Below are 20,531 nucleotides of genomic sequence, written 5' to 3' on the forward strand. Positions count from 1 at the left end.
GGAGACCGCGTACAGAGGCCGGTTCAGTAGTCGAGAACCGTGAACGGGTCGAAGACTGAAATGGTGCGGAAGGTGTAAGTGGAAGACCCGGCCGGGAGTTGGATCGACCGCAGAAGATGTGCCTGGCCGGCCGGATCGACCTGCCACGTCTGGCCTTGGCCGTGGAAGCTCCAACTGTAGATGGGCTGGTTGGCTCCGTAGGGACTGATGATGAGCGGGTCAGACCCGCGTGTACCGTACGCGGCGGGGTCGAATGCGCTGACGTAGTGCTCTGTGTTCTCACTGGTGAACGGTGAATCGTAAATTCCGTCGGCCGAAGCCGGCGTCGCTGCCAGGGCTGTGGCGCCCAGTGCGAGTGCGGACGCAGCAATGATTTTCTTGATCAACTTTTCGGTCCTATCGTCGTTGGGACATTGTGTGAATCGACTCCGCGGTGAACCTCGTTACCCGGTCAGAAGGTCACGTTGACGTCGCGGGAGATCATGAACCCACTGTCAGCTCCGCTGTAGCAGGCGACTCCGACTTCGGTGGAGCGGCAGACCGTTCCGGTTACTCCGATGACCTGGCCGTATTCCAGTACGGGCGTGTCGTCGGCGACGAAGATGCCCTGATTGGTGCAGATCTGCTCGACGGCGCCGCCTTCGAGGATCTGCACTCCGTAGGTGTTGTTCTCGGTGTTGAGACATTCCCGACCGCTGCTGCCGGGCACGGAGTATCGGACTTGGCAGCCCACGACCGTCCCGGGCGCGTTCTGGGAGTTGAAGCCGCAGAACACGTTTTCGCTCGGGGATCGGAAGAAGTACTGGCCGTCACCACGCTCGAAATCGCGAGCATCGACGTTGACGTCATCGCGTGACGGTGTCGGCGGAATCGTGACCGGATTCGGTCCGGGGGTGGACTGATCCTCGGGCGCAGGTTCGTTGTCGGGTAGTGGAGTTTCGGTGCTGTTCGGCGTCGCCGTTGCAGTGACTGCGGCGACGGTGTCGGGTTCCCGGTAGTCCGAAGAACCGCAGGCTGCGAGTGCTGTTGCCGCGAAGACGGCCATGGTGGTGACGAACAGACGCTTCATGAAGAGCCCTCACCGGTGCATGCGGGGTGCAGCACCTTCTCGACAGGAAAATCGATGCCGCGGGAGTGGGCGTTAACGATGTTCGCGTCACGACCCCGTCACGAATCGGTGTAGGGGTAGACGTGTTGCCGCCCGTTTTGCGAAGGTGTCGTGAGTGGAGATGTAGGCCCTGGCCTGCATTTCCATTCACATGAGGGGAGAGGTTATGCGAAAAGTGTTGCGAAGAGCCGTGGTTACGACGGCATTGTTCGGTTCGCTGGTCCTGGGTGCGGGCACGGCTGCCGCGGCGCCGCAGACCAGCATCACGCCGGTTCCGGTGGTCACCGGCTTTCAGATCGCTCCGGGTGCTGTGCCGGGTGGGTTGTTCCAGACCATTCCGATGAAGACGACCGTCGGAGCAGAGCCCGGTGTCGTGAGTATCTCCGCTGCGAACGTCGCTGCGTGGGACCCCCAGTATCCGTATCGGTTCCTGACGGTGCATTGGCGCAATCTGGCTACTGGGGCAACGGGTTCGGAGGGTTTGCGGCACTGGGAGCTGTCGGGTTACGAGAAGCCGCCGTACGATCCGGCGATTCCGAACGGAAACGTTCCGCTCGAGACCACCGGAGAGGGTTTGCCGACGGAAGTGGTGGCGAGAACGGGTGCAGGGCCGGTTGCCATCGTCGTGACTCATTCGCGCGAGTACTGGGGGCCGCCGCGGGTGGACACCCTCATTCCGGGTATCGGTGTGGTGTTGGTGCCCTGACGGTCAGTCGAGTTCCCGCACGGTCGTCGTCGCCGGAAGTGCGGGAACTTCCACCGGGTACAGCTGGTGGGTTCCTTTCATGCCCTTCAGCTGCACCTCTCGTGGTTCGGCGAGGACTATGTCGTACGCACGACCGATCTTCTCGCGTACCGATTCGCTGATCAGGATTTCTCCGCCGTCGGCCTGCCCTGCGACGCGTGCGGCCATCGCGACGTTGAGCCCGAACAGGTCGTCGCCGCGGCGCACCGAGCTGCCGACGTGGATGCCCATGCGGACTCGGATCCGATCCCACTTGTCCGGGTTCTCCTGCAGAGCCTCCTGGACTGCGATTCCACATCGCACCGCTTGGCCTGCATCGGTGAACGCGATCATGTAGCCGTCGCCCTGGTTCTTGATGACGTGGCCGCCGTGGCCTTCCACCTGCTTGGTGATCAGCCGGTTGTGGCGTTCCAGCAGCTTCACCCAACCGCGATCGCCCAGTTCCTCGTTGCGCGCCGTGGAACCTTCGATGTCGGAGAACACGACCACCACGTCGCCGTCGGCCGCGATCCGCGCGAGATCGGGACGCTCGACCTTCGCCCAGCCCGCGAGGTCTTCGACGGAGTTACGCACCGTCGCGCCGAAGCCCTTGTTGATCAGCGAGTCGGCGGTGTTGAACGTCGTCCGGATCGCGAACGGCACCAGGCCACGACGTTTACGACGCTTGGACGAAGTGTCGAGGGCTCGGTCCAGAGCTGCTCGGGTGGTCTTCAGCTTCTTCTGCGACACGATCAGCAGAACGCCGAGCGCAACAATGACAGCGAGCTCGACACCGGCAGCAACAATCCACAGGGTCACGCAGACATCATCGTCTGTGTCTGCCGGTTATGGGCAAACACCCCCCCTCGAGTTCGGGCGGGACAGCCTCGGACATTGCGCCCAATACTTCGTGGGCGCTATGAGGGGAGAGATCTACGCAGTCAACGACGATGTCCTTCCTCGCCACGAAGCCGCTGAAGCTCACCAGCGGATGGACGTCGGTCAGGTATTCGGGCGCATCGTGCGGACGAGGTGATCGAGTGACATCCGAACGAATGGAGTCATGACGTCTGTCACTTCCATGGTCTCGACTTCGGGCTCACCGTTGAAGCATGCGTACAGTGCGTAGTCCCGTGATCGGGCTGTACTTCCTCGCCCCGCTAGTTGCGGAATTCTTCCTGGGTGACTTTCCGCTGTACCTGTTGCCGCTCATTCTGCCGCTGTCGCTGTGGTACGGCGCCGGCGCAGTTCTGATCCGAGAACTGACTCGACGAGCGGGCAGAGGCTGGCCGACGATACTGCTGCTGGGGCTCGCATTCGGCGTCTTCGAAGAGGGTGTGCTGACGATGTCATTGTTCAACCCCGACTACGCCGGGGTCAGAAGCGGATATTCCCCGTCACCTCTAGTTCGCGGCGATCAGCACGATTCCCGTGAGCACGACGGCCGAACCTGCCAGTCGTCGGACAGGGTTGCTTTCGTGGAACAACAACCACGCCAGCAAGGATCCGATGACGATCGACGACTCACGGGCTGGGGCGACCACCGACAGCGGCAGGGACCTCATTGCAACGAGAACCAGGATGTACGCAGCGGGGGAGAGCGCTCCGACGAGTAGGACTTCTCGCCGATAGGTCCCGAATGCGCTCTTCAACTGCGCCCCCTTGCCGACCACCTTGGGCGTGAGCAGCAGCGATTGCATCGAGACCGCCAACGCGAAATACGTGACCGGCGACAGGTCGAGAGTGACGACGGAGAAGTGATCCCACAGGGTATAGGCGGCGATCATCGCACCGGTTGCGGATCCGAACAGCACTCCTGTTGACACCGAACCATTCTGGCGACGTTTGTACCCGGTCACGACGAGTATCCCGAGAAGAATGATCACGCCGCCCAGTAGCGGCAGAATTCCCGGGCGTTCGCCGAGCACTGTGACCGCGACGACAACGGTGATCAACGGTCCTGTGCCGCGTGCGACCGGGTAGACCACGTTCAAATCGGCTCGTGCATAACCGACTTGGAGGGTCAGCGAATACCCGATGTGAAGGACGGCCGTCACGAGTGGGCCGATGAGCAAGGCCCATGATGCGGTCCACTGGCCGAACAACAGCGCTACCGGGAGGCACAGCACGGCCGATGCCGTCATGTACATCCACACGAAGACGGCGGCGTCCCCGGTGAATCGTTTTGCTGCAATGTTCCACACGGCGTGGAGTATTGCTGCGAGACCGACCAGCCCGAGTGCTGCGTGATTCACCGTCGGTCTCGGACCGGTGTGTCGAAGCCTATTGCCTCGGCGCGGCGAGTTCGGTCCATGTTCGCCAACGCAACTCCCGCGTGCAGTATGTCGACGACGGTCAGGTGTGCCAGGCGACTGCTGGATTGAGCGAGCTGGAAGTCGAGCTCTGAGCCACCCGCGACGAGCACGTGATCGACGATGTCGACGAGCGGCGACGAAGTGAAACTGGTGATGGCCACGACCGTGGCGCCGACATGACGAGCGGCCTCGGCCACAGCGACGGTTTGCGGAGTGATTCCTGTGTGGCTGACAGCGAGGAGGATGTCCGACGGGCGGAGAAGACGGGCGACGACGAGCGTGGACAGATGATCGACCGGCGCCTGGACCATCAGTCCGATCGAGGTGAACCTGACCGCGGCGTCGGCGGCGACGGCCGACGACGTGCCCGATCCGGATATCAGTATCCGTTCGGCCTGATCGAGTTTGCCCACGACCTGCTGCACGACTTCCTCGTTCAGGGTTCCTCGGACGGCTCCGATGACGTTGACATGGCTCGACAAGATCGAATCGACGAGTTCCTTGGGTGTCGTCACATCGGTCAGGCGGGGAGGTGGGACGAACATTCCTGCCCCGCCGGATGCCCGAGCCACCGCGAACTTCAGGTCGCTGAACCCCGTGAAACCGGCAGCTCGAGCCGCCCGAACCACGGTTGCGTTCGATACACCGGCGCGCTCGGCGACCTCTGCCGTCGACGCGTTCTGAACGAACTCCGGCTGATCGAGAACCAGCCGAATCACCGACGCATCACTGGCTCTGAGGCTGGGCAGCACCGCACGCATCGCGCCCTGGAGGCTCGTCATGTCGAACGGGTGTGTCGGCGGTGTCATCGTCGGGAGTCTCTCCTCGGTGCGCTCGTGGCTACCGACAAGGTATCAATGTTTCAGATCGGAGACAATGAAGGAAATGGTGTTTCCAACTGCTGCGGTGTACGCGTCCGCCCCTTGTCCGGGTGCGCAGTGTCGGTCTCGTATGGAACTGTGGGGTCTGGTTGGGGAACCAGACAGACACGACAGGGGAGTGCCGGTGACCAAGCCCGACGAGGCCGTGGACAGACCGCTCATGGAGGTCGTGTTCGACGCCATCGACGCAGATCAGGACTTGGCCGACGAAGCCAAATACCTCGTCCTTGCCGCGCTCGAAGGCAATGCCGAACTCGACGATCAGCTCGACGGTGTCACTCTTTTGCAGGCCCGCCGGGCTGCGCACGGCATGACCCAGGAGGATCCTGTCGGTGCATTCCTGACGTCCATCGAGGTGGCCGGCTTCCGCGGTATCGGGCCCAAGTCCGAGCTGACGCTTCATCCCGCCCCCGGTATCACCATCGTCAGTGGCCGAAACGGCTCCGGCAAGTCCAGCTTTGCGGAGGCTCTCGAATTCGCAGTCACGGGCAAGAGCTACCGATGGGAGAACAAGGCCAAGCTGTGGGCCGACACATGGCGCAACCTGCACGACGCGTCGCAGTGCCAGGTGCGCGTCGGACTCACCATCGAGGGTTCGGAACGGACCGTCGTCGGCGTCGACTGGGATCCTGATGCCGCCTTGCGCGAGAACAAGACATGGACGCAGGTCGGGAATGCAAAACGCTCGCCCGGCACCGATTCTCTCGGGTGGAAGTCTGCCGTGGAACTGCACCGACCGATCCTGTCGTACGACGAGATCGGCGGTCTCGTCGAAGACAGTCCGTCGACCCTGTACGACGCGTTGGCGAAACTACTCGGACTCGACGAGATCACCGACGCCGAGAAGCGGCTGACTGCAGCGTTGAAGAACGCCAAAGTGCCGCGCCAGCAGGCGAAAGACGCGTTGATCCAGCTCAAACGCATCGTGGCCGAATCCGACGACGATCGCGCAGTGCAGGCCGTGGCGCTGCTGAAGAAGCGCCAGCCTGATGTCGGAGCCGTGCAATCTCTTGCAACCGGTTCGACGTCCGAGCAGTCACCTGCTTTGTCGGGCCTGCGCACCATCGGTGGGTTGGCGGTACCGCTGCCCGAACAGATCGAGACGGTCGTTGCCGCAGTCCGTTCCGCCGTTGCGAACAACATCGATCTCGCCAACGATGCCGCTGCGATTGCCGACAAGCGAAACACGCTGCTGGGGACTGCTCTGGAACTACACGATCTGGTCGGCGATGGTCGGTGCCCTGTGTGCGAAACGGGAATTCTCGACGACGCATGGGCCGCGCATGCCCGTGCGCGGATCGATGCCGACGACGACAAGCTCGCACAGTTCAAGCAGTCCCGACGCGATCTGGACGAGGCGCGCCGCGCAGCTCGCATGCTGATCGACGACTCGAGCACGGCCGACACTGTCGCGGGTGTCGAGTTGTCCTCTCTGACTGCATACAACGAGGCCGTTGCGACGGCTCGGGCTGTGCCGGAATCTGTTTCCGGCCTCGCAGAACACCTGAACTCGACGCTGTTTGCGGTCAGTGAATCAGGCCAGAACCTGCGTCAGGAAGCACTCGACTCCATCGCGGCGCGGGAGGACACGTGGGCGCCTATCGCTTCTCGTCTGGCGTCGTGGGTACAGCTGGAACGGGAGGCAGCCAAGACGGATGCGACCGTCGCCGATCTCGAGGCTGCGAAGAAGTGGATGACCGCCCACGCGATCGATCTGCGTAATCAGCGACTCGAGCCGATCGCAGAGCAGGCGAGGGACATCTGGGCCGAACTACGGCAGGAAAGCAACGTCGATATCGGCGCAATCAGCCTGGAGGGAAGCAGTACTCGTCGTAAAGCGGTGTTGAAGGGAACGGTCGACGGTGCACCGTCGGAGGCGTTGTCGGTGATGAGTCAGGGCGAATTGCATGCGCTCGCTCTGGCGTTGTTCATTCCGCGGGCGACGACGCCGAACAGCCCGTTCCGCTTCATCGTTCTCGATGATCCGATTCAGGCCATGGATCCTGCCAAGATCGACGGATTCATTCGCGTGCTGTCGAGCTTGGCCGAGACCCGGCAGGTGGTGGTCTTCTCGCACGACGACCGACTCGCCACCGCGATCCGGCAGATGGCCGTCGATGCGCGATTGGTGGAGGTGACGCGCGAGACGGGGTCGAGAATTCATGTCCGAGAGACGCTCAATCAAGCCAAGCGATACGTCGACGACGCGTACGCCCTGGTGCGCGACGAGAATGTACCTGGCGATGTGAAGCGGCGCGTCGCACCGGGTTTGTTCCGGTTGGCTCTGGAATCCGCTGCGCAGCAATTGTTCTATGCAACCCAGCATCGGGCGGGGGAGAGCCGCGAGGACACCGAGAAGCGCTGGGGTGATGTGAAGAAGACTCGCAATCGGCTCGCGTTGGCAGTACACGGTGATGCGGACAAGGATCTGGGCGGGTGGCTGTCCTACAGACCGGAACGGTGGCCGACACTCAAACTCTGCAACGCGGGCGTGCACGGTGACGCGGTGGCGGTCGATGTCGACGCGGTGAAGGATCTCGGCCGCGTGGTCGACGGGATTTTGAGCTCGTGACGGCAATCGCATTGCGAAACGCGGAGCGTCTGCTCGACGGAAACGTCGGTGCGGCAGGTAGTTCGGCGAGATTGGCGGCTTTCCTCGCGCGGCAGGCGTTGGAGGATCTGGTGGACCAGCATCTTCGTGCGTTGGGTGCCGAGGTTCCGAATGCGAGCATGCGGTCGAAGCTGGTCATTCTTCGGTCCCTGGGCACTACCGAACCAGCAGACGCTGCCGCGATGGCCTGGAACCGGCTCAGCAACGTGTGTCACCACCATGCCTACGAACTGGCGCCCACGGTGTCCGAGGTGCGGCACCTGTGCAGGGTGGTGGCAGTGTTGCTCGAGCCGGGTCCGGTCGCCTGAGACGTTCTCGCGCCCGAAGGTCAGAGGGGGAGTGGGTGGCTGAGCAACCCCGTTGCCTCACCGCGTCCGGACAAGAGCGAGCAGAATTCGACGGCGTCGATCTCGACTGCCTCTCCGCCCGACCCTGCGCGGTACGAACCGCCGGCCGGACCGGTCAGGGTGAGGTCGAACGGTTGGCCGTGTGTGCCGGCCCATTCTGCGACGATATCGGCGACGAGACGTCCGTCGTGCGCAGCGTCGATGTCGAGCTCCGTGCCGGCGGCGCGTGTGATGTCCACCCGGTGCATCCAGACGTCGCGGGTGAATCCGACGTCGAACAGGTACGCGATCGGCTGACGTCCTACTGGCTCAGGAAGATTCAGCAAGGGCAGTTTGGCGATCGGGCGGGGTAGCTTCGAACGTGACTTCAGCGCAGCCGGGGCGAGTGTGTCCCATTCCGCGATCAGTTCATCGGGCGAGCTGGTGGCCCGCTCACGTACCTGCAGCTCGTTCATGCCGTCCCACCAGAACTCCCCGCCGATCTCGGCGACAAGGGGCTTGCCAGTGCGGACCTGTCGGACGAATTCGCGCGGAGATGCCTGGCCGGCAGCCGATCCGACGATGTGAGCCGCGACGGCGTGCACGTCCCACATCTGACATACGGTGGGCTTACTCCAATCGTCTGTGCGCAGTGCGCGTAGAGCAGCGGCGAACTTGTCGCTTTCGACCGAAGTGATCTGCATGGCTTCGCGATGTTCGATCCGGGGGATCGCGGCGACGTCGATGAACGTGGGAATGGTCATGGTAGGCCTCTCGGGGCATTTCATAGGCAAAGGAAAAGTTCGATCATGGAGCCGGATGAACTGCACCGGTGAGGAACATTGCGACGACGCGAGGCACGTGCTGCACCCATCGGTCACCACCTGGATCGTTGGCTATCTGCTGATCACACAGGCCGGCGATCAGCGAGCTGAAGATGTCGATATCGTCTTGATCCTCGACACCGACACGGGCGAGGACCTCTCTGGCTCGGCCGTAGAACTCGAGGGCAACCTCCCAGGATGCAGGCGAGGGCGCGAAACCAGGGATGGTGCGTTGAAAGAGCATTTGGTGCACGATCGGGTACTTACTCGAGAACCGTACGTTTACGACCACGAACTGCTCGAGCGCTGCTCGTGGCTCGGTCGGCATCGGCTGACTGTCCAGGTAGTCGATGAGCTGGCGGTACCCGTCGGCGAACATGGCGTCGTACAGGTCGAGCTTGGAAGCGAAATACACGTACAAAGACGGCTGCCGCAGGTCGACGCGGGCGGCCAACTCTCGCAACGAGATCACCGCCAACCCGTCGCGCTCGGCAAGTTGCCACGCCTCGGTGAGGATTGCAGAGATTTTGGCTTCTCGCCTGGCGCGGCGGGGGTCGTTCTTTCCGTCCGGCACCAGCACCTCCTATCGTCGATAGGAAAACTATCAGCGATAGGTGTTGGTTTGTCAAGCCGACCACGTTATCTCATCTGGGGCCCCGGCCGACCCCGTGTCCGGCAAACACGTCCTCGACATCCCGTGGACACGGTTGCCTCGTGCATGTGGTCGAACTCGACGGCAGCGGGCACTGTCCCCAGCCGAAGGCGCCGGTCAAGGTGGCGACAGCTATTCGGGCTTCGACCAGCTCATGAGTGCTCGTTGACCTGAAAGATCAACGCTGGGTGCGCAGAGAGATTACGACACGCACGTAGTTCCGAACCTGTTGTCCTGACCACGTCCCCGGGACCCAGAACGATTGAATCGTCGGCCAGCTCCAGCTTGACGACGCCGGAACCAATGCATATCGACACGGAACCGGTCGAGGACGAACTCAGGGACATGGTTGCAAAGGCGACGATGCGAAAATGTTGTGGACTGCTCGGTGCCAGGCGCGATTGACCACGCCCGAACGAGGCGGGCCTGCTGAGCTCGTACGATCGATCCGCCCCGTGTACGAGATGATCTATCGAAACACCAAGGCGTTCGGCCAATTCGACGGCGGTGTCGAGTGACAGTGACTGGGTGCCACGCTCGGTCTGCGAGATCGCGCTGCCCGATACCCCGATCATTGCGCCGACGTCGGCTTGACTCCATCCGCGTTGTTTGCGGATCGATCGAAGCCCCGCGCCGAGCCGCGACACCGTGGACGGCGGGCCGACCGTGGCGATGCCGTCGTCGACTGCGTACGGCATTTCCGTTCCGACAACTTGGCTTCGGCGTCCGTCTGCGCGCTCGACTCGAAGGTGGGTCGAGTTCTGGTCGACGATCACCTGTGCCAGTTCGCGGAGCGCAAGAGGCACCGAGGACCGTGGACATATCCACAGCGCCGTTTTTCCCTCGCGGACGACCGTGCACGCGGTGTCGGCGACCGCTCCGATGGAGGCGTGGTCCCGCAGGTCGAAGGCGCCACGGGAGAAGCCGCGATCCGAGACGTCGCGGCCGTCGGCGAGCGCGATCACACCCGCGAGCACCACGTCGACACTCGAAAGACCGTCGTCGACGACCCACAGGACGTTGTCTCCCCACCACATCCCGTCGAGCACGGTGTCGAGTTGGTCGATGCCGTATCGGGGGCTTCGGCCGTCGACGGGCCCGACGCCTATCCGAATTCTCCGGCTCACTGTGGCACCGGCCCCAGGGGCCTACAGGTGTTTTGCACCAGCACGGCCTAACCGTACAGTTTCGATATGGACATTGGTTCGACGCCACTCAACGGAATCGACCCCGAACACGCCTCTGCGCTGCGAGAACTGCTGTTCGACGCGCGCCGAGTCGAGGAGATGAGCGGTCCGTGGACGGTGGAATCGTCGTGGTCCGACGGGTTCCAGAGCACCAGTTCCGCACGCGGACACACCATCGAATTCGACGAGCCCGCCGATCTGGCGGGTAAGGACGGAGCCCCGACGCCCCACGAATATCTCCTGTCCTCGCTGAGCGGTTGCCTCATCGCGGGCGCTGTCATGCACGCGACCGTTCAGGGGATTCGGCTCGACCGTCTCGATGTCACGATCACCGGCACGTTCGACAACATTCTTCGGTGGGCAGGTCTGGACGAGAACGGCTCGGCCGGGTACCGATCCATGGAAGTCCACGCTGTCATCGCAGGTGACGCCGACGACGCGACCCTGCGCGCGTTGTGGGACCGAACGGTAGCCGGATCGCCGGTGGCCGGCACGATCAGTCGGCCGACGCCGGTGACCAGCGTCGTAGAGATCGTCTGACAGCATCACCAATCTGTGCCCAGCAGCCATGCGCCTGCACGGTGGTACTTCCATCGCGCAGGGTCGTGGGTGCTGTGCGTCCGAACATCACGCCAGTAGCGATGGAAGTTCAGCGAATCGGAAGTGGAACGTGCACCGATGAATTCGAACAACTCGCTGGCCAGTCGCTCCGAGTTCTCGCTCGCGAACGCGCTCGCCTGCGCGACTGACACTGCCGCAAGTTCGTATTGGTCCGCGGTGCGGAGTTCGTCGGCGTGGTCCAATCGACGCGCAGCTTCGTAGAGCAACTGTTCGGCAGCCTGCACGCCGGTGGCGAGTTTACCGAGTCGGTATGCCGTGAGTGGGTCGTCGATAGCGCGGTCGACGTTGGCTGTCCGCCAGGGTCGCGCGATCGTGCGGATCAGTTCGATTCCGCGTTCCAGGACGCCGAATCCGATTCCGACGTCGACGGCAGCATGGATGATGGATGCATACGGTGGGAACGTATCCGGGCGGTGGAATCCGTCGAATGGTTTGAGCGAGTAGAGTTCAGGAACCTCGACGCCGCGCAGGTGAACGGTTCCACTGTGGGTGCTTCGTTGCCCCATGGCATCCCAGTCGTTGACGATGGTCAGGCCGTCGGCGTGCCGCGGGACGAAGGTCAGGGAGAACTGTCCGTCCAGGGTCGATGCGAGCACCGGAATCCAGTGCGCGGTGAGCGCTCCCGTCGAGTAGTACTTGTCGCCGTCGAGAACCACTGAGCCGCTGCCGGTCTCGGTGAGTGTCGTGTCCGGCGGGGACAGGACCGGCTTCGATCCGCGCTCGCTCAGGGCATTGCCGAAGCGTCGACCCGCCAGGATCTCCTCGGCGAAGAACTGCTTCTGGTCGACGGTACCGTCGATGAAGATCGAATCGATCAGGTGAAAGTGGTTCTGCGGCAACTGGCCCAGCGAACCGCTCGCTTTCGACAGGATGACGAACACGCGGACTACCGTCTCGTAGGAAACGCCGGCGCCGCCGAATTCGCGGGGAACCCGAATGCCGAGTAGTCCGCTCTCGGCCAGTGCTGTCAGTTCCTCGATCGGGAGTTCCCTCGACCGGTCGAGCCGGTCTGCCGATTCTCGGAAGAATGCGGCGAGTTCCTCGGCAGCGGAGATGGCCTCCTGGGAATTCTTCAGGCGAGTAACTCGGCCGATGGGCAATGCTGTGTCGATGGTCATGCGATGTCCTGACGGGGTCGATGAGTGCGCGGTGGTGTCGTGGAGACCGGAACAGCCGAAGGGTGTGGCGTCGAATGGCGCGTGGCGGACTTTGCCATCGTTGAAATATCGGTGTCAACCCAGGTCCAGAAAGTACCGGCGTCAGCGTAGGCGAACTGTCGGTGAAGTGCGTCACACCTGGAACGGCGTCGTGGGAGCCTGTGTGGGCGATGATCTGGCCCGGTTTAAAACCACGATGAATTTAAGTGCCGGTCGAATCGAGACGCTGTTTATCGACGACTTCAAAAGTTTGACTTTAATTTTCGGTGGTGCCAATGTTCCCCACATCGACGCGTGTCCTTCTCGAATTTAGGGCCGCACTACTGAACGGCCCACAAGAAAGATCTGTGTGATGACCAGACCGCTCGTCTACAACGCGTTCCTGCACCTGACCCCCAACCATCACAGTCACGGCTACTGGCGTACGCCCGAAGGTCGTGTTCAGTACGGCTACAAGGATCTGCAGCCCTACATCGATGTGGTGAAGACGCTCGAGCGTGGAAAGATCGACACGCTCTTCATCGCCGATGTCGTCGGCGTCTACGACCTCGACTTCGGAGACGGATCGACGACGATCAGAGCCGGGTCACAGTTCCCCGAGAACGATCCCGTCACCATCGTCTCCGCCCTCGGACACGTCACCGAGCATCTCGGTATCGCAGTGACCAGCAACATCATTCAGTCGCACCCGTTCTCGTTCGCGCGTCAGTTGTCCTCGCTCGACCACTTCACCGACGGCCGTGTCGCGTGGAACATCGTGACGTCCTACCTCAGCAACGGCTTCCGCAATTACGGGTACGACGAGATCGTCGGCCACGACGATCGCTACGAGTGGGCGCAGGAGTACGTCGACGTCACCTACAAGCTGTGGGAGCACTCCTGGGAGGACGGCGCCGTTGTTCACAATCACGAGACAGGGGAGTTCTTCGACCCCGACAAGATTCACACCATCGACCACGTCGGCAAGCGATACAAGGTGCAGGGACCGCACATCGTCGAGCCGTCCCCGCAGCGCACCCCGGTGCTGTTCCAGGCCGGGAATTCGACTGCTGGGCGCGCTTTCGCCGCAACCAACGCCGAAGTGACCTTCCTGCCGTCGAACAATCCCGCGTCGGCTGTGCGTGACATCGCAGTCCTCGACGACGAGCTCCGATCCATCGGCCGGGCGCCGTCGTCGCTCAAGAAGATCGTTCTGCTTTCCACTGTCATCGGATCCACCGAGGAGGAAGCGCAGCGCAAGAAGGACTATTTCCGCTCGAACATCGATTTCGATGCGCTGCAGGCATTCTGGAGTGGAAACTCCGGCATCGACCTCTCTTCGATCGACCCCGATACCCCTCTGTCCGAGCTCGCCGGTCGTGCGCAGCTCGGTAATCATGTGCAGTCACTCTTTCGTGCAGCCGCCGATGCACAAGAAAATCCGGATGCCCGTGTCACGTGGCGCGAATACCTCGTCGACCAGTCCCTTCTGCCGGGCCGCTTCGCAGGCACGCCCGAGCAGATCGCCGACCACGTGCAGGAATGGGCGAACGCAGGCGTCGACGGCTTCAACGTCGTCCCCATCACGACTCTCGGCTGGTGGGACGAGTGGGTCGACCACGTCGTGCCCGTACTGCAGGACCGGGGTCTCGCGCAGCGCGAATACGCGCCGGGCACCCTGCGCGAGAAGCTGTTCGGGCGCGGCGACCATCTCGGCGACGACCACCGCGCACGGACACTGCGCATCGGCGCCGACCTGCCTGCCTCTTTGTAGAGCATCATCTTCGAATCGGAGCCACATCCATGACCGCTACTCTCGACGACACATCGCTTCGCGAGAAGATCTCCGCTGTTGTCGCGTCCATCGCCGCGACCGCTGTCGACCGTGACCGCAACCGGGAACTGCCCTACGACCTCGTTCGTGAGCTCGCTGTGTCTGGTTTCGGCGCCCTGCGCGTTCCCTCCGAGTTCGGTGGCTACGGCCTGTCCTTTCCCGAGCTCACCGAACTTGTTCTCGACCTGGCCGCCGCGGATTCCAACGTGGTCCAACTCCTGCGTACGCACTTCATCTTCACCGAAGGACTGATCCATGCGGCCGAGTCCGACGACCGGACGGCGTGGTTGCGACGCATCGCCGACGGCGGCATCTTCGGCGGGGCCTATACAGAGCAGAACGCGCAGAACCAGACTCACTTCTCGACGCGTATCTCGACCGACGCGTCCGGCCGGCGCACGGTCACGGGCAAGAAGTTCTACAGCACCGGATCCCTCTACGCCGATTGGATTCTCACGACAGGGGAGGGTAAGCACACCGTCGAGCAGGCCGTTGTTCCTGCCGGAGCCGATGGCGTCACTCTCGTCGACGACTGGCACGGATTCGGCCAGAAGCTCACCGCCAGTGGCACAACGGTATTCGAGGAAGTCGATATCACCGATACTCCTCAACTCCCACACGACGTCGCGCTCGGTAGCTACGGAACGTCGGTCGCACAGTTCTGGCATCTGATCGCACTGGCAGGCATCAGCCGCGCCGCGCATGCGGACGCCGTCGACTATGTCCGTTCGCGCACCCGCTTCTTCAGTCAGGGCGCGGGAGTGCTGCCGCGCGAGGACTCGTTGATCCAGACGGTGATCGGCGAAGTCAGTGCAGCCAACCACCTCGCGGAGACGCTGATTCGGCACTCGGCCCGGACGCTCGACGCGCACAGCCGTGCCATCCGCTCGGGCGCGAGCAGCAGTGCTCTGGAGGACGCGACGGAAATCGAGATCTACCGGGCGCAGGTCACCGTCATCGAGACGGTGTTGAAGGCAGTGACACGATTGTTCGACGTCGGCGGCGCGTCCGCGCTGAGTGTCGAGAAGGGCTGGGACCGGCACTGGCGCAATGCCCGCACGCTGTCGAACCACAACCCGACGCCGTATCGATTGGCCAGCATCGGCGACTTCGAACTCAACGGCACCTCGCCGTTCCGTGAGTGGCTCAGCGGTATCGACCTCCGAGACAGGAAGCGCTGAGCCGTGGACTTCCTCACCTACGCTTCGCTCGGTCTGTCGACCGGCGGCGCCTACGCGCTCGTCGCGCTGGGTCTCATTGCGGCCTACCGCGGAACCGGCGTCATCAATTTCGCGCAGGGCGCGCTCGGCACGTTCGGCGCATACTCGTTCTGGAAACTGTACGAGGCGGGAGTACCTCTACCCCTGGCCATCGTGCTCGGCGTCGTGGTCAGCGGCGCGATCGGCATCGTGTTCTTCGCGGTTGTCGGCAAGCGTCTCGCCCACGCACCCGTCGTCACGAAAATCTTGATCACGCTCGGTCTGCTGCTTGTTCTCGAAGCGATTGTGCGCATCGCATGGACCAATCACCAGATCACCATCAACCCATTCCTGGTCAGTGGCGGATTCGAGATCGGGGGAGTGCGCGTCCAGAACATCAGCCTGCTTCTCGGTGCCACAGCACTGATTGCGACGATCGCGCTGCATGCGTTGTTCACGCGCACTCGCTTCGGGCTGATCACCATGGCCATCCAGGACACCGACCTCGGTGCACAGTCGATCGGTATCGATCCTCGCAAGTGGGGTTCGGCGGCGTGGGGACTCGCCGGCGTGCTGTCGGCCGCCGGTAGCGTCCTCGTCCTCCCGATCACTCAGTTGTCGCCGACGTCGGCGGCCACGCTGCTGGTTCCCGCGCTCGGCGCTGCACTGGCCGCGAAGTTCCGACGCTTCTGGGTCGCGTTCGGTGTCGCCATCGGCGCCGGTGTACTGGAAGGACTCGTCACCGGGCTGATCGACGCCCAACTCGCACGCGCTGTCCCGCACATCATTGCCCTCGCCGTCCTCATCGCCTACGCGCGTACCGACATGAGCCGGGGTACTCGCGAGGTCAAGGCGGTGTTCCATGTGGGATCCGGTCGCATCAGGCCGGTCCACGTCGCCGTCGGCGTCGCTGTGGTCGTGGCACTGATTTCGTTCGGCAGTGGCTCGACCGTCGACGCGTTGAGCCTGACGGCCATTTTCGGCCTCGTTGCGTTGGGCATCGTCGTCTCGACGGGATTCACCGGTCAGGTCAATGCACTTCCGCTTACGTTCGCGGGTATCTCGATGCTGGTGTTCGGGGCAGTCAGTTCGCAAGGTGCGTCGCTACCGGTGTCGGCGGCAGCGGCGTTGGCAGTGTCGCTGGCGTTCGCGGCGGCGTCGTCGATCGTGTTCGTGCGTGCGCGGATCTACGAGGTCACCATCGGATCCCTCGCGATCGCATCGATCGTGCAGACGATGGTGTTCTCCGTCGACTACTTCTTCAACGGGAACACCGGGTGGGCGATCGGTGACACGTCCCTGTTCGGTATCTCGGTCAGCAACATTCTCGAACCGCAGAACTTTGCGGTGCTGGCGTGGACCGTCCTGATCGTGGGGCTGATCGCGGTCGCCAATGTCCGACGCTCGTCCGTCGGCCGCTACCTGCTCTCCGTTCGGCAGGACGAGCGGCTGCCTGCGGCGCTCGGAATCAACGCTGTGCGAGCGAAATTCACGTCGATCCTGTTGTCCGGCACGTTGTGGGGACTGGCGGGAATCCTTCTCGCGATACAGCGCGGGTTCATCTCGAAGGGCCAGATCACGCTGGAAGGCTTCACCTACAGTGACTCCTTGGCGTTGATCGCGTTCACCATCCTGGCCGGAACCGGTCACCTGGCGGGCGCTGTGCTCGCCGGATTGTTCGCACCAGGGGGACTGTTGGCGTCGATCCTGTCCTTCACCCCCGACATCAACGACTGGCTGTCGCTGTTCTTCGCGGCCAACATGATTCTGGTCCTGACCACGGAACCCGACGGTGTTGTCGGTCAGTTCCTGCGGCTTCGAGGCGCAGTGTTCCGGAGACTGCGTCCGTCTGCCTCGACACCCGTAGCGAAGGAGAAGGCACATGCCACAGCTGAGCGTTCGTGACCTCTCGGTCGAGATCGACGGCCATCGCATCCTCGACTCCGTGTCGATGACGGTCTCGCCGGGCCGCATCGTCGGACTTCTCGGTGCCAACGGAGCAGGCAAGAGCACCGCGATCGACGCCATAACCGGCTACCAGCGGATCACGTCGGGAACCATCGAGGTGGGGGATCGCGATCTGACGCACGCCAGCGCGCCGGCGCGGGCGCGTCACGGTGTCAGCCGGACGTTTCAGGACTATCTGCTGTTCGAGGATCTGACCGTCGAGGAGAACTTGCTTTCCGCGGCCGAGGTACGTGGGCGCAAATCCGTCGCCGAGAGCCTGGTTCGGTTCGGGCGCCCGGCCCGTGCCGCTCTCGCACGAGTTGATGCACTACTGATTGCGCACGGCCTCGACGCCATCAGATACAAGAGGGTCGAGGAGTTGTCGCTGGGCTGGCATGCGCGGGTGAATCTCGCCCGCGCGGCAGTGCAGGACCCCTCGGTTCTGCTGCTCGACGAGCCCGCCGCGGCGTTGAGTCTCGATGCCCGACGGCGCGTCGTCGACACCATCAAGGACATCCGCGACACCACCGATACGTCGATTCTGCTGGTCGAACACAATCTAGATGTCGTCACCGAGGTCTGCGACGACATCTACGTTCTCGAAGCAGGTGCCGTCATCGCCCACGGTGTCACCGCCGAGATTCTCGAACATCCGACGGTGCGCTCCATCTACTTCGGTGAGGACGAGTCGGCGCTGCCGGAGGGGGTTTCAGCATGACCACAGCAATTTCCACTGCAGGCCTGCGCGTCGACGGGTTGACGGTCGACTACGGCAACGGATCCGGATTGTGGGACTTCGACCTGAGCGTCGAACCAGGTGAAGTGGTCTGCGTCATCGGGAAGAACGGTGCGGGCAAGTCGAGTGCATTGCTCGGGATTTCCGGCTTCGTCGCACCGCAGTCGGGCACGGTCGCGGTGGACGGGGACGCGCTGACGGGTACTCCTTACCGGCGATGCAAGGAACACATCAGCCTTGTCGTCAAGGGACGGTCGCTGTTCGGCAGCCTCACCCTCGCCGACAATCTCGCGCTCGCTCACATCGACGAGGGTGAGTTCTTCGACCTGTTCCCGCAGTTGGAGCCCCGTCGGAACGTGTTGGCAGGCAGCCTGAGTGGTGGTCAGCAGCAGCTGGCGGCCGTCGGTCGGGCGTTGTTGCGCGACGTGCGCGTCGTACTTCTGGACGAACTCACCTTCGGACTGAGTCCTGCCGTGCGCACTCTCATCGCCCGAGTGGTCGGCGAGCAGGCGAAGCGGCGCAACATCAGCGTGGTGGTCGTCGAACAACATGTCGAGACTGCCGTCGCGATCGCCGATCGAACCCTCGTATTGGCTGACGGCCGAACAGTTCTCGAACTCGACCGAGACGAACTCGTCAGCGCAACCGACCACGTCGAACAGACCTATCTCCATCCATAGCCAGAAGGACAACCATGTTCACAGTCAAGTTCCGCGCGGGCATCATCGCCGTATCCGCGCTCTCTCTCCTCGCCGCCGGATGCTCCGGCAACGATGAATCCAGCGACGACACCATCAACGTCGGGTTCATCGCACCGCTGTCGTCGTCGGCGACGGCGTTCCAGGATCCCGCACTTGTCGCCGAGATCGCCGAGAAGGCGATCAACGATCAGGGTGGTATCAACGGCAAGAACCTCAACGTCATCGTCTACGACACCAAGGGGCAGCCCGCGAATGTCATCGCGGGTGCGCGCAAGCTCGTCAACGAGGACAACGTCGTCGCGTTCATCGGTGGCAACAGCGGTGACGGCCTGGCCGAGATCGGGAAGCAGGCAGGCGTCGTCAACTGGTTCCCGATGGGCTGCGCGGCAGCCGACGTCGACAACGAGCTCTCGATGATCGCAGCACTCAACTGCGCCGGTGCCGCGCAGGGCACCTACCTCGGCGGCACCCGCTTCAAGCCGAAAAAGGCCGTGTACGTCGCCTACGCGGGTAACACGCCGTACATCGAGAACGCGAAGCTCGGTTACAAGAACGCAGGCGTCGACGACGTCGAGATCATCGAGATTGCGCCGGATACAACCGACTACGCGCCGGTGATCGCCAAGATCAAGGCGGCGAACCCGGATGTGTGGGGCGGCATGATCTACACGCCGGAGAAGCTGACTGCACTGTTACAGGCAGCGGTGGAGCAGAACCTGCGGATTCCGTTGGTGCTGAGCAACAACGTGATGGAGGACGCGACCATCAAGGTGATCTCGGATTCCGGCATCGAGAACTCCGTTGCGCTCGAGAAGGGTGAGGACGCGGAGCTGTTCGCCACCTGGAAGGAGTACGAGGACCAGCTGGCAAAGTACGACCCCGAGGGCAAGGTCAAGACCCCGCACGACGGCAGCGTCAGCACCGACTGGCTCGCCGTATGGACGTTCGCGCAGGAGGCACGAAAGCTCGACACCGTCGACCGCGACACCTTCCGTGAGCATGCCCTGAACCTGACGGACTTCCAGACCGACGTACTGCACCCGATCGACTTCACCATCCAGGACGGACCGGTACTCACCGCTCCGCGCCAGGCCAACCTCTGGGCGTTCGCCGGTCACATCGCCGATGGTGAACTGCACGTGGACAGTCCCACTCCGTTCAGCGCGTTCGAGAAGACGCCGGTTCAGTAGGCGACTGATTCAGGCGCCTCGTCCACAATCGGCTTCGGGCCCGACGGCAACTATCCTCGTAGCGGTGAACCAGCGCCCGATTACCCTCGACACATTGGGGGCCTGGGTGATCAAGTGCAATCCCGCTTCCACCGATCTTGCGCCGATGGTTGCCTCGGGCAAGGCACACGAATGGTGGTGCATTGCGGACAACTATCGAACTCGCTTGATGGCCGAGGGCCACCCGGTTCTGTTCTGGGTCAGTGGCCCTCGGCGGCGCGGTGTGTGGGGAGCCGGTCGCTTGACCGGTGCTGCGGTGCCGGGTGAGCAGTGGAAGGTGCCTACGGACATCTCGCTGTTCGACGAACCCATTCTTGCGGAGCGACTTACTGCCTTCCCCGAGTTGGAAGTTTTCCGGTCACCTCAGCAGGCCAACCCGTCGTGGGTCGACCTCACTGCGTGGTCCAGAATCAGCGCAATCCTTCCCCCGATGTGATCGACCTGAAGGACCCCTTCGTCGAGTCCGGACGTACCGTCATCTCGGGGTGACGACACCGTGC

20 protein-coding genes are annotated in these 20,531 nt (G+C 62.9%); 11 read left to right on the forward strand and 9 right to left on the reverse strand.

Annotated features, from left to right (window positions below):
• Positions 1-23: 23 nt before the first annotated feature.
• Both BH95_RS10940 and BH95_RS10945 read right to left on the reverse strand, forming a co-directional pair.
• Entirely contained in the window at positions 24-386 is a 363-nt protein-coding gene (locus tag BH95_RS10940; RefSeq protein ID WP_019663310.1) for a hypothetical protein, read from the reverse strand.
• Positions 387-451: 65 nt separating this feature from the next.
• Complete coding sequence (locus tag BH95_RS10945; RefSeq protein ID WP_020112756.1) at positions 452-1,069, reverse strand: hypothetical protein; 618 nt, start codon at positions 1,067-1,069, stop codon at positions 452-454.
• 214 nt (positions 1,070-1,283) lie between these two features.
• Between BH95_RS10945 and BH95_RS10950 the strand changes: the two genes are divergently transcribed.
• On the forward strand, positions 1,284-1,814 hold the full coding sequence (locus BH95_RS10950; protein ID WP_230595458.1) for a hypothetical protein: 531 nt from the start codon (positions 1,284-1,286) through the stop codon (positions 1,812-1,814).
• A gap of 3 nt (positions 1,815-1,817) precedes the next feature.
• Here the strand turns inward: BH95_RS10950 and BH95_RS10955 are convergent, their stop codons facing one another.
• The 3 genes from BH95_RS10955 to BH95_RS10970 form a co-directional block, all read right to left on the reverse strand.
• Positions 1,818-2,651, reverse strand: coding sequence for an adenylate/guanylate cyclase domain-containing protein (locus BH95_RS10955; RefSeq protein ID WP_037182110.1), 834 nt, complete (start codon positions 2,649-2,651; stop codon positions 1,818-1,820).
• A gap of 584 nt (positions 2,652-3,235) precedes the next feature.
• Positions 3,236-4,087, reverse strand: a complete 852-nt coding sequence (locus BH95_RS10965) for a DMT family transporter (RefSeq protein ID WP_037182112.1) — start codon at positions 4,085-4,087, stop codon at positions 3,236-3,238.
• Positions 4,084-4,956, reverse strand: a complete 873-nt coding sequence (locus BH95_RS10970; RefSeq protein WP_037182113.1) for a MurR/RpiR family transcriptional regulator — start codon at positions 4,954-4,956, stop codon at positions 4,084-4,086. Before BH95_RS10970 ends, BH95_RS10965 begins: the two co-directional genes overlap by 4 nt.
• 196 nt (positions 4,957-5,152) lie before the next feature.
• Here BH95_RS10970 and BH95_RS10975 point away from each other — a divergent pair, with 196 nt between their 5' ends.
• Positions 5,153-7,600, forward strand: coding sequence for an AAA family ATPase (locus BH95_RS10975; RefSeq protein WP_037182117.1), 2,448 nt, complete (start codon positions 5,153-5,155; stop codon positions 7,598-7,600).
• The gene (locus BH95_RS10980; RefSeq protein WP_037182118.1) at positions 7,597-7,947 is read left to right on the forward strand and encodes a hypothetical protein; all 351 of its coding nucleotides are present in this window, start codon (positions 7,597-7,599) and stop codon (positions 7,945-7,947) included. Before BH95_RS10975 ends, BH95_RS10980 begins: the two co-directional genes overlap by 4 nt.
• Positions 7,948-7,967: 20 nt before the next feature.
• Here BH95_RS10980 and BH95_RS10985 read toward each other — a convergent pair whose 3' ends face one another.
• The 3 genes from BH95_RS10985 to BH95_RS10995 all read right to left on the reverse strand — a co-directional run bounded on the left by BH95_RS10985 (position 7,968) and on the right by BH95_RS10995 (position 10,568).
• The gene (locus tag BH95_RS10985) at positions 7,968-8,729 is read right to left on the reverse strand and encodes a maleylpyruvate isomerase family mycothiol-dependent enzyme (protein WP_037160119.1); all 762 of its coding nucleotides are present in this window, start codon (positions 8,727-8,729) and stop codon (positions 7,968-7,970) included.
• A 43-nt stretch (positions 8,730-8,772) separates the two neighbouring features.
• Entirely contained in the window at positions 8,773-9,363 is a 591-nt protein-coding gene (locus BH95_RS10990; protein ID WP_244164927.1) for a TetR/AcrR family transcriptional regulator, read from the reverse strand.
• Between the two features lie 230 nt (positions 9,364-9,593).
• The gene (locus BH95_RS10995; RefSeq protein WP_157773055.1) at positions 9,594-10,568 is read right to left on the reverse strand and encodes a helix-turn-helix domain-containing protein; all 975 of its coding nucleotides are present in this window, start codon (positions 10,566-10,568) and stop codon (positions 9,594-9,596) included.
• A gap of 66 nt (positions 10,569-10,634) precedes the next feature.
• Here BH95_RS10995 and BH95_RS11000 point away from each other — a divergent pair, with 66 nt between their 5' ends.
• Positions 10,635-11,168, forward strand: coding sequence for an OsmC family protein (locus tag BH95_RS11000; RefSeq protein ID WP_020112767.1), 534 nt, complete (start codon positions 10,635-10,637; stop codon positions 11,166-11,168).
• Positions 11,169-11,173: 5 nt separating this feature from the next.
• On the opposite strand, the gene BH95_RS11005 is transcribed toward BH95_RS11000, so the two are convergent.
• Complete coding sequence (locus BH95_RS11005; RefSeq protein ID WP_037182122.1) at positions 11,174-12,367, reverse strand: acyl-CoA dehydrogenase family protein; 1,194 nt, start codon at positions 12,365-12,367, stop codon at positions 11,174-11,176.
• Between the two features lie 391 nt (positions 12,368-12,758).
• On the opposite strand from BH95_RS11005, the gene BH95_RS11010 reads away from it, so the two are divergent.
• The 7 genes from BH95_RS11010 to BH95_RS11040 all read left to right on the forward strand — a co-directional run bounded on the left by BH95_RS11010 (position 12,759) and on the right by BH95_RS11040 (position 20,467).
• Positions 12,759-14,159, forward strand: a complete 1,401-nt coding sequence (locus BH95_RS11010; protein WP_020112769.1) for an NtaA/DmoA family FMN-dependent monooxygenase — start codon at positions 12,759-12,761, stop codon at positions 14,157-14,159.
• Between the two features lie 29 nt (positions 14,160-14,188).
• Complete coding sequence (locus BH95_RS11015) at positions 14,189-15,400, forward strand: acyl-CoA dehydrogenase family protein (protein WP_037182125.1); 1,212 nt, start codon at positions 14,189-14,191, stop codon at positions 15,398-15,400.
• A gap of 3 nt (positions 15,401-15,403) precedes the next feature.
• Complete coding sequence (locus BH95_RS11020) at positions 15,404-17,323, forward strand: ABC transporter permease (RefSeq protein ID WP_037182128.1); 1,920 nt, start codon at positions 15,404-15,406, stop codon at positions 17,321-17,323.
• A complete protein-coding gene (locus BH95_RS11025) occupies positions 17,301-18,083 on the forward strand; it encodes an ABC transporter ATP-binding protein (RefSeq protein WP_037182129.1) in 783 nt (260 codons plus the stop codon). The genes BH95_RS11020 and BH95_RS11025 overlap by 23 nt, the downstream gene beginning before the upstream one ends.
• Complete coding sequence (locus tag BH95_RS11030; RefSeq protein ID WP_020112773.1) at positions 18,080-18,781, forward strand: ABC transporter ATP-binding protein; 702 nt, start codon at positions 18,080-18,082, stop codon at positions 18,779-18,781. Before BH95_RS11025 ends, BH95_RS11030 begins: the two co-directional genes overlap by 4 nt.
• A gap of 14 nt (positions 18,782-18,795) precedes the next feature.
• Positions 18,796-19,992, forward strand: a complete 1,197-nt coding sequence (locus BH95_RS11035) for an ABC transporter substrate-binding protein (protein ID WP_037182130.1) — start codon at positions 18,796-18,798, stop codon at positions 19,990-19,992.
• A gap of 64 nt (positions 19,993-20,056) precedes the next feature.
• Positions 20,057-20,467: a hypothetical protein gene (locus BH95_RS11040; RefSeq protein ID WP_244164928.1), complete on the forward strand. Its 411-nt coding sequence runs from the start codon at positions 20,057-20,059 to the stop codon at positions 20,465-20,467.
• Positions 20,468-20,531: the final 64 nt, after the last annotated feature.

The organism is Rhodococcoides fascians A44A (genome assembly GCF_000760735.1).
Taxonomy (GTDB): Bacteria; Actinomycetota; Actinomycetes; order Mycobacteriales; family Mycobacteriaceae; genus Rhodococcoides; species Rhodococcoides fascians_E.